Source organism: Streptomyces sp. NPDC012935 (assembly GCF_042900345.1).
Classification (GTDB): Bacteria; Actinomycetota; Actinomycetes; order Streptomycetales; family Streptomycetaceae; genus Streptomyces.
The window spans coordinates 136,164-152,613 of the sequence record NZ_JBIBBC010000014.1; the positions used below are offsets into that span (position 1 = coordinate 136,164).

A 16,450-nucleotide genomic window follows, 5' to 3' on the forward strand; every position below is an offset into this window, starting at 1 on the left:
GGTGCGTTCCGGTCAGTCGGCGGCGGCCGGGGAGGCGGACACGGTCGGGGCGGCGCTGGGCGGCTCGCCGGTCGCGGTGCCTGTCGGCGGGGCACCGGTGGGCTTCACGGGCGGGGTGCCGGTGCCGCCCTGCGGCTGGGCGCCGCCGCCGGGACCGGAGTTCGGGGCACCGGCAGGGCCGCCGCCCCCGAAGGGCAGCAGTTGGGACGGCGTGAGTGAGGTGCCGACGTCCATGAAGGCCATGCCCAGGACGACCGCGTACCCGAGGCAGCCGACGCCGACCAGGAGGCCGAGGCGACGCAGCAGCTTGGAGCGGCGTCCGGAGTTGTCAACGAACACGGGCCCTTCGGCGGACCCGTTGCCGCGTTTGCGGCGGCGACCGCGGGCGTCACTGCGCCGGGGGACGTCCGCGCGGTTTTCGATGGCAGGCTCGGAATGCATTCCCCGGAGATTACGGAGGCTTTATGTGCCACAAACTCGCTCTCCATGTGAGGCACATATGAGAAACACCTTGACCTGTACGTTCCCTGAGAGTTTTCGGCAACGGCCCCTCAGGGATGAGAGATTTCCGGCATGCAAACGTACTCAGGGAAATCGGCGGCCGGACTCACCTGCCTGCTCGCGCTGACCACGGGGTGCTCCGCGGGCTCCGGCGGCGCGGCGGACGCGGCTCCGCCGAACCCCCAGCGGCCCAGCCCCTCGTCCTCGGCAACGGCCTCCCCGTCGGCCACCGGGACGGCCGCCGCGAGCACGTCGTACGCCCCCTACGTCAGCGCCACCGAAGCCTCCGAAGGTGACTCCGCCGGCTCCCCGGCGACGTACAACCTGGCTTTCGTCATCTCGGACGGCAGCAACTGCACCCCGAAATGGAACGGCACCACCGCCATTTCCGACTCGGCCGTCAAGGCCCGTATCGCGAAACTCAAACAGGGCGGCGCCACCGTCCGGGTCTCCTTCGGCGGCGCCTCCGGCAAGGAAATGGCGGCGAGTTGCGACAACGCCTCCGACCTGGCGGCGGCGTACGGGAAGGCGCTGGACGCGGCGGGTTCCACCCAGGCCGACTTCGACATCGAGGGCGACGAGCTGACCGACTCCGACTCGGTGGACCTGCGTTCGCAGGCGATCGCACTGCTGCAGCAGGAGCGCGGCGACCTCCGCGTCTCCTTCACGCTGCCGGTGATGCCGTCCGGCCTCGACGACGACGGTGTGGCGCTGCTGGAGTCCGCCAACCAGCACGACGTACAGGTCTCCACGGTCAACCTCATGACGATGAACTACGGCGAGTCGTACACCGGCGACATGGGCGACTACGCCCTCACCTCCGCCAAAGCCGCCCACACGCAACTAAAGGAGCTCTTCGGCACGTCCGACGCGACCGCCTGGCGGGCCATGGCACTCACCTCGATGCTCGGCGTCAACGACGTCGACAACGAGACGTTCACGCTCGACGACGCGGCGCAGGTGCGGGACTTCGCCGAGGAGAAGGGGATCGGGTGGGTGTCGATGTGGGCGACGTTCCGGGACCGGCAGTGTGCCGACGGATCCTCCTCCGACGACCCGCTGACGAACTGCAGCGGGGTCGACCAGGAGGACGGGGCGTTCGCAAAGGCGTTCACGGGCTGATCCGGTACGGGGGGGGAGCTACCGCCGCCGGTACACCAGCCGCCCGTCCACGACCGTGGCCACACACGTGCCCGCGCCGCGCGCCGCGAGCTCGGCCTCGTCCCGCACGTCGAAGAAGGCGAACCGGGCGGCGGAGTGCTGCTCCCTCGTTTCCGCGAACTCCACCGGCAGCCCGGAGGCGTAGGGGTCGAGCGCCGGGGTGCCACCGGGGCGCCCGAGCCGGCCCATGGCCAGGCGGGAGCGGTGCAGGGCGTCCCGCACCGCCGGGTTGCGCAGTTCCTCGCAGGCCACCCGGACCGTGCCGTGGGCCAGCATGCGCTGCAGGCCACGCCGGGCGCTCGCACCCCAGCGGGCGTCGTCCATGTCCAGCGCCGCGAGCGCCGTCCCGGTCAGCGGTGCGGTGCCCAGCAGGTCCGCCTCGCGCGGATCGGGGTGGTACGCCTGTTCCAGCAGTTCATTGCCGTGCAGATTGATCAGTCCGGGCGTCAGGATGCCCGGCCACTGTCGCACCCGCGCCCGCGGATGGGCGGCGGTCAGGTCCGCCAGCTGCCCGGCGTCAGCGATCAACTCGCCCTTGACGACGAGTGCATGGCCTCTGGAGTCGGCGTGGATCGTCAGCACGAGAGCCCCGGCCAGGCCTAGTTGGACGCGAGGATCTTCAGCTCGGGATGCGCGGTGCCGCCCGCGATCGCCGTGGACGAGATGTGCGAGGCCACCCGCTCGTCGACGGGGTCGTTCGCCGGGTCGTCGTGCACGACGAGGTGCTCGTACGTGGTCGCCCGCTGGGCCGGAACCCGTCCCGCCTTGCGGATCAGGTCGATGATCTCCATCCGGTTGGAGCGGTGCTTGGCACCGGCGGAGGAGACGACGTTCTCCTCCAGCATGATCGAGCCGAGGTCGTCGGCGCCGTAGTGCAGCGACAGCTGACCGATCTCCTTGCCGGTGGTCAGCCAGGAGCCCTGGATGTGGGCGATGTTGTCCATGAACAGCCGCCCGATGGCGATCATCCGCAGATACTCGAAGATCGTGGCCTGCGTGCGGCCCTTCAGGTGGTTGTTCTCCGGCTGGTAGGTGTACGGGATGAAGGCCCGGAAGCCGCCCGTACGGTCCTGCACGTCACGGATCATCCGCAGGTGCTCGATGCGCTCGGCGTTCGTCTCGCCCGTGCCCATCAGCATGGTCGACGTGGACTCGACGCCCAGCCGGTGCGCGGCCTCCATGATCTCCAGCCAGCGCTCACCGCTCTCCTTCAGCGGGGCGATGGCCTTGCGCGGCCGGGCGGGCAGCAGCTCGGCACCGGCACCGGCGAAGGAGTCGAGGCCGGCCTCGTGGATGCGGGTGATGGCCTCTTCGATGCTCACCTTGGAGATCCGGGCCATGTGCTCGACCTCGCTCGCCCCCAGGCTGTGGATGACGAGCTGCGGGAACTCCTTCTTGATGGCCGCGAAGTGCTTCTCGTAGTACTCCACGCCGTAGTCCGGGTGGTGACCGCCCTGGAACATGATCTGCGTACCGCCGAGCTCGACGGTCTCGGCGCAGCGCCGCAGGATGTCGTCGAGGTCGCGGGTCCAGCCCTTGGCCGTGTCCTTGGGAGCGGCGTAGAAGGCGCAGAACTTGCACGCCGTGACGCACACGTTCGTGTAGTTGATGTTGCGCTCGATGATGTACGTCGCGATGTGCTCGGTGCCCGCGTACCTGCGGCGGCGTACGGCGTCGGCGGCGGCACCCAGCGCGTGCAGCGGGGCGTCGCGGTAGAGGTCGAGCGCCTCCTCTGGGGTGATCCGCCCGCCCGCTGCGGCACGGTCGAGCACAGACTGGAGGTCGGCCTTCTCGGTCACCGGGGCGTCCCTTTCGTCAAGGGTTGTGGGCGGATCCGTCCGGTTGGGGACGGACCGAACCAGCGTACGCCAGGCCCTTCACGGGACCGACGTCAGGCCGCGTACGCCCCGATCAGCAAGCCCACGAGCGCCCCGCCGAGCAGGAACGGCCCGAACGGGATCGCCGTCCTGCGGCCGGCCCGCCGCAGAACGACCAGCGCACCGCCGTACAGAGCCCCGAACAGGAACCCGGCGAAGGTGCCGAGCATGACCGTCGGCCAGCCGTACCACCCCAGCGCGGCCCCCACCCCGAGCGCGAGCTTCACATCGCCGAAGCCCATGCCGCCGGGGTTGATGAGCCACAGCACGAAGTAGCCGGCGCCGAGCGCGAGGGCGGCCCACAGGGCGGTCGGCCAGTCACCGGCGTGCTCGGGGACGAGGGCGACCAGACCGAGCAGCAGCAGCGCGGCGCCCGCGAGCGGCAGGGTCAGGACGTCGGGCAGCCGCCGCACCCGCAGGTCGACGACCGTGAGCAGCACGCCGACGGGCGCCAGCAGCAGCCAGACGCCCAGCTCGGGCCGGGTGCCGGTGGCGGCGGCGAGGGCGGCGCAGACGAGGGCGGTGACGGTGACCATGAGGGGTGTACTGGGCCCGTACGACCGCGCGTCGGTGCACTCCCGGCACCGAGCCCACCCGAACCACCCCCCGATCGGGTGCCCGCCCGGACACCCCTCCCGCCAGCCCTGCTCCTCCGTGACGGAGAACCGGTGGGCGGGCCGGGGCAGCAGCGTGCCCGCCGCGGCACCCCACAGTGCGGCCGCGACGACCAGGACGAGCGTGCTCACCCCCACGTGTTCAGCCCCAACGTGTTCAGCCCTGCTCGACCTTCGACAGCCGCGCCTCGGGCTTGCCCTCCGCTTCGCTCTCCGAGCGGAACACCAGGTCGTCGCCCGCAGGTGAGATACGGACGGTGTGCGGTGCCGGGTTGCAGCCGCCGTGGTTGGTCTTCCTGCCCACGGACGTGACGACGAGCTCCTTCGCCGTCACCTTCTTCAGGGTCAGTACGTCGTTGCAGACGAGGCCGAGCACGTCCGTCTGCCGGAGTATGCCCAACTCCTCGCCCACGTCGGCCTTGTGCACGGTGAGCCGGTACGTGCCCGACGGCAGGGCGCCGTCGAGGGCGGTGGCCTGGCCCTCCCAGGTGCCGAGATAGCGTTCGGGCACGGAGCCCTCGCCCCGGGTGGGGGTGCTCTTGCCCGGCGATGCGGACGAGGCGGCGTCCGAACCCGCGTTGTGGTCCCGCTCCCCGCCCGGCAGCAGGTCGAACACGACCACGGACCCCACTGTCACCGCGGCCAACGCCCCTGCCACCGCGAGCGCGACGGTGCAGCTCAGCCTCCGGCCGCGACCACCCTCCCCCGGCGCCGAGGCAGCCGCGACGGAGAGGGAGAGCTTGCCCGGGCGGCTGTCGGACGCGGGCGTCGCGTCCTGCGGCGGGGCATCGCGGGGTTCGGGGACGGAGGCGGAAGCGGACGGCATGGACGCGCCCGCGCCCCCCAGCCCGGGCATGACCGGCGGCGGCCCGAACTCCCCCACCGTCGCCCGCCGGCTGAATCCCACTGGCCCCGACGGGACATCACCTCCCGGCGCGCCGATCTCTCCCGGCGCGCGGGTCTCCCCCGGCGCGCCGATCTCCCCCGGCTCCAGATTCAGCAGCCGCACGGCACTCCGGCTGACCTGCTCGACCAGCCCGCCCGGCAGCCACCCGCCCGTCACCAGCCGGGCCGCCCCGTCCGGCGCCAGTCGCCGGGCCACCTCACCCGGCGTGGGCCGGGCACCCGGTTCCTTGGCCAGGCAGGCCTCCACCAGCTCCCGCACCTCGCCGTCCAGCGGGCCGAGTTCGGGCTCCTCGTGCACGACCTTGTAGAGCAGCGCCGCCGACGAGTCCCCGGAGAAGGGGGGCGCCCCGGTCGCCGCGTACGCCAGCACCGCGCCCAGCGAGAAGACGTCCGCCGCCCCTGTGGCGCCGTTGCCCACGATCTGTTCGGGGGACATGTATCCGGGGGAGCCGATCGATACGCCGGTGGACGTCAGGGACGCCGTGCCGTCCATGGCCCTCGCGATGCCGAAGTCGATCAGCAGGGGGCCGTCCAGTGTCAGCAGGACGTTCGACGGCTTCACGTCCCGGTGCACCAGCCCCAGTTCGTGTACGGCCGCCAGCGCCTCGGCCAGCCCTGCGCCCAGCGCTCGTACCGAATGCGCGGGCAGCGCGCCCGAGTCCGCGACCGCGGCCGACAGCGACGGACCCGCCGCATAGGCCGTGGCCACCCAGGGCACCGCCGCCTGCGGATCCGCGTCCAGCACGGGCGCCGTCCACGCACCGCCCACCCGACGCGCCGCGTCCACTTCCCGGCGGAAGCGGGCGCGGAACTCCTCGTCCAGCGCGAAGTGCGGATGCACGATCTTGACGGCGACCGTACGGCCGCCCGCGCTGCGGCCGAGATACACCCGCCCCATGCCGCCGGAGCCGAGCCGGCCGAGCAGCCGGTACGGTCCGACGACCGTGGGCTCGTCAACTCCGAGCGGCTGCATCGGCGTCCACCCCTCCCCCGTACGGCCCATTGCGCCCTTGGAACTTCCAGAAGATTAGTGCGCGCGGACCCCGCCCCTCACGGCTGAAGCAGATCCACCTTCACATCCGCGGCGAAGCCCGTCGTCGGTCCCACCCGCCGCGCGAACTCCGCGACCGCCTCCAGCTGCGGGCCGCCGAATCGGAAGTCGAGGGTCGTGAAGTACTGCTCCAGGACCCGCTCGTCGAAGGCCTCCCAGCGGGCCGCCTGCTCGGCGACCTTGCCGACCTCGTCCAGGGAGAGGTTGCGGGAGGACAGGAAGGCCTCGTGGACCTGGCGGGTGATGGCCGGCTCGCGCTCCAGGTAGTCCCGGCGCGCCGCCCACACCGCGAAGACGAAGGGCAGGCCGGTCCACTCCTTCCAGAGCGAGCCGAGGTCGTGCACCTCGAGGCCGTAGCGCGGGCCGTCGAGGAGGTTGGCCCGCAGCGCCGCGTCTCCGATGAGTACGGCCGCCTCCGCCTCCTGCATCATCAGGCTGAGGTCGGGCGGGCACGTGTAGTAGGCGGGCTGCACGCCGTAGCGCTCGGCGAGCAGCAGCTGGGCCAGCCGGACCGAGGTGCGCGAGGTCGAGCCGAGGGCGACCCGGGCACCGTCAAGCCGGTCGAGGGGGACCTGCGAGACGATCACGCAGGACATCACCGGGCCGTCGCAGCCGACCGCGATGTCGGGGAAGGCGACCAGGTCGTCGGCGTTGCGCAGGAACTCCACGAGGGTGATCGGCCCGATGTCGAGGTCGCCCCGCACCAGCTGCTCGCTGAGCTTCTCGGGAGTGTCCTTGGTCAGCTCGAAGTCGAGGAGTGTGCCCGTTCTCGCGAGCCCCCAGTACAGGGGCAGGCAGTTCAGGAACTGGATGTGGCCTACGCGCGGCCTGGTGCGAGAATTGTCCACATCGCGAGACTAGACCCCATGGGGTAGCGTGCACCCTTCAGGGTGGCGACTCCCCGGTGACGCTCAGATCACCAGCGCCTCCGTCAACCCGACACGAGCGTTCAAACGTCCGGGTGACGTGATCTTGACCTCTATTGCTTTCGGCTGCCCACATGCTAGGCTCGCCGCAAGTTGCAGTTTGGTTTCCCTTGCAGTACAGAGCCTGCGGAGCATGTGACCGCGGGCTCTCGTCGTTTTCAGACGTATGCAGTTGTGCGGCATTTTGTTTTCACACTTGCAGGGTTCTGGAGCAGGGCAACCCTTTGGGCCCAAGGAGGGCTTATGGCTACCGGAACCGTGAAGTGGTTCAACGCCGAAAAGGGCTTTGGCTTCATCGCCCAGGAAGGCGGCGGCCCCGACGTCTTCGTTCACTACTCCGCGATCAATGCGAGCGGCTTCCGTTCGCTGGAGGAGAACCAGCAGGTCTCCTTCGACGTGACCCAGGGTCCGAAGGGCCCGCAGGCGGAGAACGTCACCCCCGTCTGATCAGTCCGATCAGTCTGATCATTCGGTCTCGGAGCCTGGTGCTTTGATCCGGAACAGATAGCAGTACCCAAGGAGCCCCGTGCCGCAAGGCAACGGGGCTCCTGCCTTTCGCGCCCCCCTGACCTCCCCTCCCCCTTCGAGGGCTAGATGTGCTGCATGACCAGCACGAACGTCGTCCCGGGGACGAGCGCCTCGTACGAGTGGGGCACATCCCCGCGATACGACATGTAGTCGCCGGGCTCCAGCTCGGCCTCGTCCCCCCGCGGCCCCGCCTTCACCCGCCCCGTACTCACGATCAGGTGCTCCACCGACCCCGGAATGTGCGGCTCCGACTCCCGGGCCGGGCCGGGTTCCGCGCGCAGGTGATAGATGTCGCGGCGAGCACCGGGCGGACTGGCCGAGAGCAGCGTGGCCACGTAGTCCGCCCGCTCGGAGGCGACCGTGGGCCCCTCCCCCGCCCGGATCACCTGCACCGCCGGCGACGGCGGTTCCACCAGTGCGCTGAACGGCACACCGAGCGCGACCCCCAGCGCCCACAGCGTCTCCACGCTGGGATTACCGCCACCGGCCTCCAGCTGGGAGAGCGTGGACTTCGCGATCCCCGCCCGTTTGGCCAGCTCGGACAGGGACAGCCCGGCCCGGGTGCGCTCGCGCCGCAGCGAAGCGGCGATCCACGTCAGGGGCTCGCTCATCGGTTCACTTCCCGTCGTTCGCTGTGTCGGTCCACTCGTTCGCCTTGACGAACAGGCGTCGGTCTGTTCATTCTGGAAAACATGCGTTCGCTACTCCGAACACCGATGATGTCACCTCTTCCGCCGCCCGCGATGACAGCCCTGGTACGCGACAGCGCCCTCATCTGGCTGGCCGGCGGTGTCGTGGGCGTCTCCTTCGGCGCGATCGCGGTGGCCGGCGGGCTGCCGGTGTGGGTGCCGGTGGTGATGTCGCTGATCGTCTACGCGGGCTCGGCCCAGTTCAGCGCGGTCGGCGTGCTGCTGGCCGGGGGCGGGCCGTTCGCCGCGGCGGCCACCGGGCTGCTCCTCAACACCCGCACGGCCGCCTTCAGCCTGGCCGTCGCGGACATCCTCGGCCGGGGCCGCCTCGCCCGGCTCCTCGGCGCCCACCTCGTCTCCGACGAGACGGTGGCCTTCGCCCTCGCCCAGCCTGATCGGGTACGGCGCCGGGTGGCGTTCTGGGTGAACGGGCTCGGCCTGTTCGTCGCCTGGAACAGCGGCGTCGTCGCCGGCGCGCTCGCCGGAACCGCACTGGGCGACACGGCGACGTACGGCCTGGACGCCGCCTTCCCCGCCGTACTGGTCGCACTGGTCCTGCCCACCCTGCGCAAGGACTCCGCCGTACGCCGTGCCGCGCTCCTCGGCGCCGCCCTCGCGCTGGCCGCGGTACCGGTCGTCCCGGCGGGGGTGCCCGTGCTGCTGGCGCTGGCGGGACTCGCCACGTACCGCCCGTCCGGCAGGAAGGAAGACGCGTCATGACCGGCACGTCGGGAACGGTCGCCATGATCCTTGCGCTGGCGGTGGGGACGTACGCCTTCCGTCTGGTCGGCCCGGCGCTGCACGGGCGGGTCGCGCTGCCCGCGCGGGTCCAGGAGCTGCTGGCGGCGGGTGCGATGGTGCTGCTCGTGGCGCTGCTGGCGACGGGGACGTTGACGGAGGGCGGGGGCTTCGCGGGGTGGGCGCGGCCGATCGGGGTGCTGGTGGGCGGCGTACTGGCATGGCAGCGGGCGCCGTTCCCGGCGGTGGTGCTGGGAGCGGCGGTCGCCACCGCGGTGCTGCGGGCGGCGGGGGTGCCCTGAGCGGGCCGTGGGAGAATCGCCGGGTGAACAACGGGGACGAGAACAACCACGGGGACGACGGCGGCACTGCCGCCAACAACAAGCTGGCGATGGGCCTTTCGCTCGGTGTCTCCTTCGGCACGGGCATCGGCATCGTGCTCGGCCTGACCGCCTTCGACAACCTCGGGCTCGGGCTGGCTCTGGGGATCGGGTTCGGCCTCGCCGTCGGCACCGCGCTCGGCGTCGCGATCGGCAGTGGCCGGATGGGAACGGGGCAGGCACCGGACGGAGCCGAGTAGCGGTCGCGTTCGCTAGGGTCCCCGCCCATGACCGACTCCGACTTCCTGACCACCACCCGCACCTTCTACGACGCCATCGCCGAGGACTACGCGGACCTCTTCCGGGACGAGCTCGCGGGCAGGCCCTTGGAGCGGGCCCTGCTGGGGGTGTTCGCCGAACTCGTCGAGGGAAACGGGCCGGTGGCCGACCTGGGATGCGGACCGGGCCGGACCACCGCCCGCCTCGCCTCACTCGGGCTGTCCGTGTTCGGGCTCGACCTGTCGGAGTCGATGCTGGCGATCGCGCGTCGCGAGAACCCGGAGCTGCGGTTCGAGCAGGGCTCGATGCTGGAGCTGGATCTGCCGGACGGCGCTCTGGCCGGTGCGCTGTCCTTCTACTCCTCCATCCACACGCCCGTGGACCGGCTCCCGGACCTCTTCGCCGAGTTCCACCGTGTGCTGGCGCACGGCGCGCCCCTGCTCGTCGCGTTCCAGGCCGGTGACGAACACCGGCACCACGACCGGCCCTTCGGTCACCCGGTCTCGCTGACCTTCCAGCGCCGCCGGCCCGAGGACATGGCCGACCTGCTGACGGCGGCCGGCTTCACCCTCGTCTCCCGCACGGTCCGCGAAGCCGACCCGGCGCTGGACGAGACGTCCCCGCAGGCGTTCCTGATCGCCCGCAAGCCCGAGCGCTAGAGGCCCCCGGCGATGTCCCGCGCCGCGATGTACCCGAACGTCATCGCCGGGCCGATCGTCGAGCCCGCGCCCGCGTAGCTGTGCCCCATGACGGCCGAGCTCGCGTTGCCGGCGGCGTACAGCCCCCGGATCACCGAGCCGTCCTCGCGCAGCACGCGGGCGCGGGCGTCGGTGAGGAGGCCGCCCTTGGTGCCCAGGTCGCCGGGGACGATGCGGAAGGCGTGGAACGGGGGCAGCCACAGGGGCGCGAGGCAGGAGTTGGGCAGGACGGACGGGTCCGTGTAGTAGTGGTCGTAGGCGCTGTCGCCCCGCTTGAAGTCGGGGTCCCTGCCCTGCCGGGCCTGCGAGTTGAAGCGGTCGACCGTGGTCCGCAGGGCCGGCGCCGGGACGCCGATCGATCGCGCGAGCGCGTCCAGGGTCCAGGCCTTGTGCGCGGCTCCCGAGCTGTACCAGTCAGCAGGGAAGGGCAGGGCCGGGAGGACGTCCTTGAAGAGGTACCGGTTGCGGTAGTTCTGGTCGACGATCAGCCAGGCCGGGATCGCCGGGCTCGAGTCGTGGACGTCGTACATCGTGTGGACGACGTCGCTGTAGGGGGCGGCCTCGTTGACGAAGCGGGCGCCGGCGGCGTTGATCAGCAGGCCGCCGGGGAGGGTGCGTTCGGCGAGGCAGAAGTACGGCTGGCCGGGGAGCGGGATCGCCGGGCCCCACCATGCGTCGTCCATGAGGCCGAGCGCGGCGCCGAGCCGGTGTCCGGCCCGGATGCCGTCGCCGGTGTTCTCCTTCGCGCCGACCGTCCAGTCCGTGCCGATGGGCTGCCGCTGGTAGTGCTCGCGCATTGCCGCGTTGTGCTCGAAGCCGCCCGAGCCGACGATCACGCCACGGCGGGCGCGCACCAGGCCCGGGGCGCCGTCCCGGGTGACGGCCGCGCCGCTCACGGCGCCGTTCTCGACGTACAGGTCGGTGAGGGGGGTATCGAGCCACACCGGGACCCCGGCCGACCGCAGTCCCAGGCGCAGGCCGGCCGCCAGTGACTGTCCCATGGTCAGCGGCTTCTCACCCCGCAGCGCCGCGGCCGTACCGCGCGCGAGACACGCCGCGGCCACGGCGGCGCCCTTGACGTTCACCGCCGCCAGGGCCAGCCACTTGTAGTCCGCGCTGAAGACGACCATGCCGGGGGGCACGTCCATGTAGGGCGGGTTCAGCCGCGCGAGCTCTGGGCCCAGCAGGTTGCCGTCGAGCTGGTCGGGCTCGATGGAGCGGCCGTTCGGGAGGCCGCCGGGGAGTTCGGGGTAATAGTCGGCGTACCCCTCCATCCAGCGGAATCGCAGCGGGCTGTTGGCCATGACGAAGGACAGCATCGCCGGGCCGTGCGCCAGAAAGGCCCGCTGCCGCTCGACGGGAACGTCCGGCCCGACGACGGCGGCCAGATACTCGGCCGCCTTCGCCGGCGTGTCCGGCACACCGGCCGCGAGGATCACCGAGTTGTTCGGAATCCAGATCCCGGCCCCGGACCGCGCGGCGGACCCGCCGAACGTGGGCGCCTTCTCCACGACCACACAGCTCAGCCCGTGCTTGGCGGCAGTCAGCGCGGCGGTCATGCCGGCGGCTCCGGAGCCGATGACGACGACGTCGTAGGTGCCCAGGAGGGGCAGGTCGGCGGCGTGGGCGGCGGGCTGCGCCACGGCGGCGGCCCCGAGGGCCGTGCCTGCGGCACCGACAGCACCTGCGGCCAGTACGCGTCTTCGCGAAGGGTTCACGCTGCTGGTCATGGAAGCCGCTCCCGCCCTGGACGACCGCGTTTCTGAGGGTGTGTCAGGAATGCGAATGTGACGCGGATGCCTCGTGAAGTCAAGGGCACCGCAGGAGCGTTGAAACTGCCGTCCGGTCGTGCTTTTGGGTCGGCACCCGCTCCCTCCCCCGCCTTGGTCCGGACGCCGGCGAGGGTGCGGAGCGGGTTGCCGCCCGGGCCCTTCGAGGATCGTCGTCCATCGGGCAAAGCCCAGTCAATCCTTGGGATTTGTGGCTGCCCCCAAGCATTAACTTGGAGGTCATGACCCTCGATGACCTACGTGTGTTCGTGGCCGTCTGCCGTGCCGGGAGTCTCAGCTCGGTGGCCCGGGAGCTGGGGTGCACCCAGTCGGCGGTGAGCCAGCATGTGAAGCGGCTGGAGCGGGAGACCGGGGTCGCGTTGCTGGAGCGCCAGCCCCGGGGTGTCGTGCCGACGCAGGCCGGCCGGGTGCTGGAGGCGGCCGCCGCCGAGGGGATATCGGGGCTGGACCTCGCCGTACGGCAACTGCGGGATCTCGTCGACGGCGAGAGCGGGTACGTCCGGGTGGCGACAGGCGCGACGACCGTACGGCACTTCATGGCTGAGGCCGTTGTCGCGTACCGGCAGCGGCATCCTCGGGTCAACCTGGAGTTCCGGACGGTCAGTTCGGGCCGGGGCAGCTTCGACGCGCTGGCCGACGGCACCCTCGACCTGGCCTGGATCACCCTCGGCCCGCAGGTGCGCGGTATCGAGCAGCGGCCCGTGGTGGAGCTGCCGTGGGTGCTGGCGGTGCGGTCCGACGATCCGCTCGCGGCGCGGCCGTACGTCGATGCCGGCACCGACCTGCGGGACGTACGGCTGATCCGGCTGCCGCCGAACTCCGCCTCGGCGGCCCATCTGGACGCCGCCTGCGCCGAGCTGGGCATCCGGTTCGCGCACGACACGAGCGTCGCCGACTGGGACACCGCGCTGCTGCTGGCCGAGCTGGGGGTCGGACGGGCGGTCCTGCCCGCACTGCCGGGACTGCCGGTACCCGGCGAGGGCGAACTGCGCCTGATTCCCCTCCCCGAGCTGCGCCCCCTGCCCGTGGGCTGGGCGGTGCGCCGCTGGGACTCGCTCAGCCCGCCGGCCCGGGCGTTCGCTGACCTGGTGGAGTCGCACCGCCGGGCCACCCGGGCCTGACGGGCACTCCCAAGGCCCCCTCGGCGTCTACTCCAGTCCGATGGCCGCGCAGTCCGCCTTGTACTCGGCGGTGCAGATCTCCTTGACGGTGTAGACACCGTCCTGGATCACCGTCTGCTTGATGTTGCTCTTCGTCAGGGGGACCACCGATACCAGTTGGGCCGGGATGTCGTCCTGGGTCGGGCTGTCGACCGAGTCCTGGGTCAGGGCGTCGAACTGGATCGCGCGTCCCTGGGCCTTGTACACGGCCATCTTCGCGGCGTTGGTCGCCTCCGTCAGGAACGACTTGTACACCGACATGTACTGCTCGCCCGCGACGATCCGCTGCACCGCGTCCAGGTTGGCGTCCTGCCCCGTCACCGGCGGGATCCTGCTCGCGCCGGACTCCTTCAGCGCGTCGATGACGGCGCCCGCCATGCCGTCGTTCGCCGAGTAGACGGCGGCGATGTTGTCCAGCCCGACCGCGGAGATCGCCTTCTGCATGTTCGCCTTGGCCGTCTCCGGCGCCCACTTGTCGGTGTCGTATCGCTTGACGATGTTCACCTCGCCCTCGAGCTCGTCGAGCGCGCCCTTCTTGAACCGGGCCGTGTTCGGGTCGGCGGGGTCGCCGTTCATCATGACGACCTTGCTGGTCGCGGCCTTCGCGCCGAGTTCCTCGACGAGAGCGCGGCCCTGCACCTCGCCGACGAGCTCGTTGTCGTGGGAGACGTACGCGTCGATCGGCCCCTCGGCGAGCCGGTCGTAGGCGATGACGGGGATTCCGGCGTCCTTCGCCTTCTGCACGTCCGGCGCGATGCCCTTGGAGTCCAGCGCGTCCACGAGGATCACGTCCACGGCGTCGGCGATCATCTGCTGGAACTGCCGACTCTGCTTGGCGGTGCTCGACTCGGCGTTGGCGTAGACGACCTTGCCCTTGTCGTGGGTGAGGGAGGCGACTTCCTTCTTGATGAGCGGGTAGTCGAACTTCTCGAAACGGGCCGTGGCCGTGTCGGGCAGCAAGAGCCCCACCGTGACGTCGTCGCCCTTGTTCGGGGACTCGGAGCTGTCACCGCCCCCGATGCCGTCGACCACACCGCACGCGGCGAGCGAGAGCGCCGAGGCGGACGCGGCGAGGGCTATGGCGAAGCGGCGTGCAGCGGGCGTGTGGGGGGTACGAGCATTCACTACTGGTGCCTTCCGAGCGGATGAGCGGCTTTGCTACCCGGTGGCGGTAGCCAACGTGGCCACGGCATGTCACGTCAAGCAATTGTCGTAACGAGACGGCAACCGTTTGTCGTGATGTCGGGTCCTGGCGGGTTGCCCCGAACCGCCGCTATTTCGTGTACAGCTCCTCGACCTCCGCCGCGAAGTCCCGCATGACAGCATCCCGTCGCAGCTTCATCGACGGCGTGAGGTGGCCGTCCAGCTCCGTGAAGTCCGTCGGCAGGATCGTGAAACGGCGGATGGACTCCGGGCGTGACACCAGCTTGTTGGCCTCGTCGATCGCGCGTTGCAGGATCGCCCTCAGCTCGGCGTCGTCGACGAGGAGTTCCGCGGGGACGGGGTGCTTGCCGTTCATGCGTCGCCAGTGGCTCACGCCGTCCATGTCCAGGGTGATCAGGGCGGACACGAAAGGCCGCCGATCGCCCACGACCATGCACTGGGAGATCAGGGGGTGGGAGCGCAGCCAGTTCTCCAGGGGCGCCGGGGCCACGCTCTTGCCGCCCGCCGTGATCAGGAGTTCCTTCTTGCGGCCGGTGATCGTCAGATAGCCCTCGTCGTCCAGTGCGCCGATGTCCCCCGTCGTCAGCCAGCCGTCGGCGGCAGCCGGGACGACGCCGCCCGCGGACGGGTCCCAGTAGCCGCGCAGCACCTGGTCGCCGGAGATGAGAATCTCGCCGTCAGCGGCGATACGGATGCGGGTGCCGGGCAGAGGCCAGCCCACCGTTCCCAGCCGGGGCTTGGAGGGCGGGGTCACGGTCGCGGCGCCCGTCACCTCCGTCAGGCCGTAGCCCTCGTAGATCTCGATGCCGGCGCCGGAATAGAAGGCGGCCAGGCGGCGGCCGAGCGGTGAGCCGCCGCAGATCGCGTACCGCACCCGGCCGCCCATCGCGTTGCGGATACGGCGGTAGACCAGGGGGTCGTAGAAGGCGCGGGCCGTCTTGAGCGCCGTGCCCGGGCCCCCGCCCTTCCCCGAGGCCCTGGCCTCCATCGCCTCGCCGTAGCGCTCGGCCACCGACGCCGCGCGGTCGAAGGACGACGCCCGGCCGCCCGCCTCGGCCTTGGCGCGGGCGGAGTTGAAGATCTTCTCCAGCATGTAGGGGATGGTCAGCAGGCACGTCGGGCGGAAGGCCGCCAGGTCCGGCAGCAGGTCCTCCGCCTTCAGGCTCGGCGCGTGGCCGAGGCGCACCCTGGCCCGGATGCAGGCCACCGCGACCATGCGGCCGAAGACGTGCGACATGGGGAGGAAGAGCAGCACCGACGCCTCTTCGCTCGTGCGCGCCTTGAAGATCGGGTAGAGCAGCTCGATCGCGTTGTCCACCTCGGCGAAGAAATTGCCGTGCGTCAGGGCGCAGCCCTTGGGGCGGCCCGTCGTGCCCGAGGTGTAGATGAGCGTCGCCAGCGTGTCCGGCACCAGCATGCCCCGCCGTACGCCCACTTCGCCGTCCGGTTGCTGCGCGCCCAGCTCGGCCAGCCGCTCCACGTGGCCCTTCTCCATCACCCACATGCGGTGCAGATCGGGCACCCGGTCCAGTTCGGGGCCCAGGGCGGCCGCCTGCGCGGCGGTCTCCGTGACGAGGGCCACCGCACCCGAGTCCTGGAGGATCCAGCGGGTCTGGAACACGGACGAGGTGGGGTAGACGGGGACCGTGACCAGGCCGGCCGCCCACGCTCCGAAGTCGAGGAGCGTCCACTCGTACGTGGTCCGCGCCATGATCGCGATCCGGTCGCCCGGCTCCAGCCCCTCGGCGATCAGCCCCTTCGCCACCGCCTGCACCTGCTCGGCGAACTGCGCGGCCGTCACGTCGGACCACCGCCCGTCCTCGCCCCTGCGGCTGAGAACGACCGCGTCCGGCGCCGCGGCCGCGTTGTCGAAGGGCAGGTCCCCGAGCGACCCATGGGTCACCGGCGGCGCGAACGGCGGTACGTACGCCTCCCGCACGGCACCGTCCAGTCGTCGCGTCTCGGGCTGCACCAGGGTCGGGCCCGGAGCGTCGTCGAAGGCGGCCGAGGCGGCGAAGGAGGGAAGGGGGGTGGACACGGGCGGCTCC

At 71.2% G+C, this 16,450-nt stretch carries 17 protein-coding genes; 7 read left to right on the forward strand and 10 right to left on the reverse strand.

The genetic code is table 11. The annotated features are described in order from the left end of the window. Window positions 1–12: 12 nt before the first annotated feature. Window positions 13–441, reverse strand: coding sequence for a hypothetical protein (locus ACFY5C_RS29445; protein WP_389449461.1), 429 nt, complete (start codon window positions 439–441; stop codon window positions 13–15). A 132-nt stretch (window positions 442–573) separates the two neighbouring features. On the opposite strand from ACFY5C_RS29445, the gene ACFY5C_RS29450 reads away from it, so the two are divergent. Then, window positions 574–1,623 carry a chitinase gene (locus tag ACFY5C_RS29450; protein WP_389449463.1) on the forward strand — a complete coding sequence of 350 codons (1,050 nt, stop codon included), beginning with the start codon at window positions 574–576 and terminating at the stop codon, window positions 1,621–1,623. An 18-nt stretch (window positions 1,624–1,641) separates the two neighbouring features. On the opposite strand, the gene ACFY5C_RS29455 is transcribed toward ACFY5C_RS29450, so the two are convergent. The 5 genes from ACFY5C_RS29455 to ACFY5C_RS29475 form a co-directional block, all read right to left on the reverse strand. Then, window positions 1,642–2,244, reverse strand: coding sequence for a hypothetical protein (locus tag ACFY5C_RS29455; protein ID WP_389449466.1), 603 nt, complete (start codon window positions 2,242–2,244; stop codon window positions 1,642–1,644). 17 nt (window positions 2,245–2,261) lie between these two features. Beyond that, window positions 2,262–3,461: a cyclic dehypoxanthinyl futalosine synthase gene (gene mqnC / locus ACFY5C_RS29460; RefSeq protein ID WP_389449469.1), complete on the reverse strand. Its 1,200-nt coding sequence runs from the start codon at window positions 3,459–3,461 to the stop codon at window positions 2,262–2,264. A gap of 92 nt (window positions 3,462–3,553) precedes the next feature. Next, complete coding sequence (locus ACFY5C_RS29465) at window positions 3,554–4,285, reverse strand: prepilin peptidase (protein ID WP_389449472.1); 732 nt, start codon at window positions 4,283–4,285, stop codon at window positions 3,554–3,556. 25 nt (window positions 4,286–4,310) lie between these two features. Continuing rightward, window positions 4,311–6,032 carry a serine/threonine-protein kinase gene (locus ACFY5C_RS29470; protein ID WP_389449475.1) on the reverse strand — a complete coding sequence of 574 codons (1,722 nt, stop codon included), beginning with the start codon at window positions 6,030–6,032 and terminating at the stop codon, window positions 4,311–4,313. 77 nt (window positions 6,033–6,109) lie between these two features. Next, window positions 6,110–6,958: a menaquinone biosynthetic enzyme MqnA/MqnD family protein gene (locus ACFY5C_RS29475; protein ID WP_389449478.1), complete on the reverse strand. Its 849-nt coding sequence runs from the start codon at window positions 6,956–6,958 to the stop codon at window positions 6,110–6,112. Window positions 6,959–7,279: 321 nt separating this feature from the next. On the opposite strand from ACFY5C_RS29475, the gene ACFY5C_RS29480 reads away from it, so the two are divergent. Further along, window positions 7,280–7,483, forward strand: a complete 204-nt coding sequence (locus ACFY5C_RS29480; RefSeq protein ID WP_003992177.1) for a cold-shock protein — start codon at window positions 7,280–7,282, stop codon at window positions 7,481–7,483. 143 nt (window positions 7,484–7,626) lie between these two features. Here ACFY5C_RS29480 and ACFY5C_RS29485 read toward each other — a convergent pair whose 3' ends face one another. After that, window positions 7,627–8,175 carry a helix-turn-helix domain-containing protein gene (locus ACFY5C_RS29485; RefSeq protein WP_389449481.1) on the reverse strand — a complete coding sequence of 183 codons (549 nt, stop codon included), beginning with the start codon at window positions 8,173–8,175 and terminating at the stop codon, window positions 7,627–7,629. A gap of 132 nt (window positions 8,176–8,307) precedes the next feature. Here ACFY5C_RS29485 and ACFY5C_RS29490 point away from each other — a divergent pair, with 132 nt between their 5' ends. From ACFY5C_RS29490 to ACFY5C_RS29505, 4 genes are read left to right on the forward strand one after another with little or no spacing between them, the layout of a single operon-like run. Further along, on the forward strand, window positions 8,308–8,973 hold the full coding sequence (locus ACFY5C_RS29490) for an AzlC family ABC transporter permease (RefSeq protein WP_389449484.1): 666 nt from the start codon (window positions 8,308–8,310) through the stop codon (window positions 8,971–8,973). Next, window positions 8,970–9,293: an AzlD domain-containing protein gene (locus ACFY5C_RS29495; protein ID WP_389449487.1), complete on the forward strand. Its 324-nt coding sequence runs from the start codon at window positions 8,970–8,972 to the stop codon at window positions 9,291–9,293. The genes ACFY5C_RS29490 and ACFY5C_RS29495 overlap by 4 nt, the downstream gene beginning before the upstream one ends. A gap of 23 nt (window positions 9,294–9,316) precedes the next feature. After that, a complete protein-coding gene (locus ACFY5C_RS29500) occupies window positions 9,317–9,571 on the forward strand; it encodes a hypothetical protein (protein ID WP_389449490.1) in 255 nt (84 codons plus the stop codon). 27 nt (window positions 9,572–9,598) lie between these two features. Beyond that, entirely contained in the window at window positions 9,599–10,249 is a 651-nt protein-coding gene (locus ACFY5C_RS29505; protein WP_389449493.1) for a class I SAM-dependent DNA methyltransferase, read from the forward strand. Here ACFY5C_RS29505 and kstD read toward each other — a convergent pair. After that, entirely contained in the window at window positions 10,246–12,018 is a 1,773-nt protein-coding gene (gene kstD / locus ACFY5C_RS29510) for a 3-oxosteroid 1-dehydrogenase (protein WP_389449496.1), read from the reverse strand. The genes ACFY5C_RS29505 and kstD overlap by 4 nt on opposite strands. Before the next feature lie 281 nt (window positions 12,019–12,299). Between kstD and ACFY5C_RS29515 the strand changes: the two genes are divergently transcribed. Then, the gene (locus ACFY5C_RS29515) at window positions 12,300–13,199 is read left to right on the forward strand and encodes a LysR family transcriptional regulator (protein WP_389449499.1); all 900 of its coding nucleotides are present in this window, start codon (window positions 12,300–12,302) and stop codon (window positions 13,197–13,199) included. Window positions 13,200–13,226: 27 nt separating this feature from the next. Here the strand turns inward: ACFY5C_RS29515 and ACFY5C_RS29520 are convergent, their stop codons facing one another. Both ACFY5C_RS29520 and ACFY5C_RS29525 read right to left on the reverse strand, forming a co-directional pair. Continuing rightward, complete coding sequence (locus tag ACFY5C_RS29520) at window positions 13,227–14,363, reverse strand: sugar ABC transporter substrate-binding protein (protein ID WP_389449502.1); 1,137 nt, start codon at window positions 14,361–14,363, stop codon at window positions 13,227–13,229. Between the two features lie 148 nt (window positions 14,364–14,511). Further along, a complete protein-coding gene (locus ACFY5C_RS29525; RefSeq protein WP_389449505.1) occupies window positions 14,512–16,440 on the reverse strand; it encodes an AMP-dependent synthetase/ligase in 1,929 nt (642 codons plus the stop codon). Window positions 16,441–16,450 lie beyond the last annotated feature (10 nt).

What these genes read in the sequence shown, in the direction of transcription:
- ACFY5C_RS29470 (WP_389449475.1), bottom strand. Translation starts at nt 6,032, where the DNA reads ATGCAGCCGCTCGGAGTTGACGAGCCCACGGTCGTCGGACCGTACCGG.
- ACFY5C_RS29445 (WP_389449461.1), bottom strand. Translation starts at nt 441, where the DNA reads ATGCATTCCGAGCCTGCCATCGAAAACCGCGCGGACGTCCCCCGGCGC.
- kstD (WP_389449496.1), bottom strand. Translation starts at nt 12,018, where the DNA reads ATGACCAGCAGCGTGAACCCTTCGCGAAGACGCGTACTGGCCGCAGGT.
- ACFY5C_RS29490 (WP_389449484.1), top strand. Translation starts at nt 8,308, where the DNA reads ATGACAGCCCTGGTACGCGACAGCGCCCTCATCTGGCTGGCCGGCGGT.
- ACFY5C_RS29450 (WP_389449463.1), top strand. Translation starts at nt 574, where the DNA reads ATGCAAACGTACTCAGGGAAATCGGCGGCCGGACTCACCTGCCTGCTC.
- ACFY5C_RS29485 (WP_389449481.1), bottom strand. Translation starts at nt 8,175, where the DNA reads ATGAGCGAGCCCCTGACGTGGATCGCCGCTTCGCTGCGGCGCGAGCGC.
- ACFY5C_RS29515 (WP_389449499.1), top strand. Translation starts at nt 12,300, where the DNA reads ATGACCCTCGATGACCTACGTGTGTTCGTGGCCGTCTGCCGTGCCGGG.
- ACFY5C_RS29495 (WP_389449487.1), top strand. Translation starts at nt 8,970, where the DNA reads ATGACCGGCACGTCGGGAACGGTCGCCATGATCCTTGCGCTGGCGGTG.
- ACFY5C_RS29505 (WP_389449493.1), top strand. Translation starts at nt 9,599, where the DNA reads ATGACCGACTCCGACTTCCTGACCACCACCCGCACCTTCTACGACGCC.
- ACFY5C_RS29480 (WP_003992177.1), top strand. Translation starts at nt 7,280, where the DNA reads ATGGCTACCGGAACCGTGAAGTGGTTCAACGCCGAAAAGGGCTTTGGC.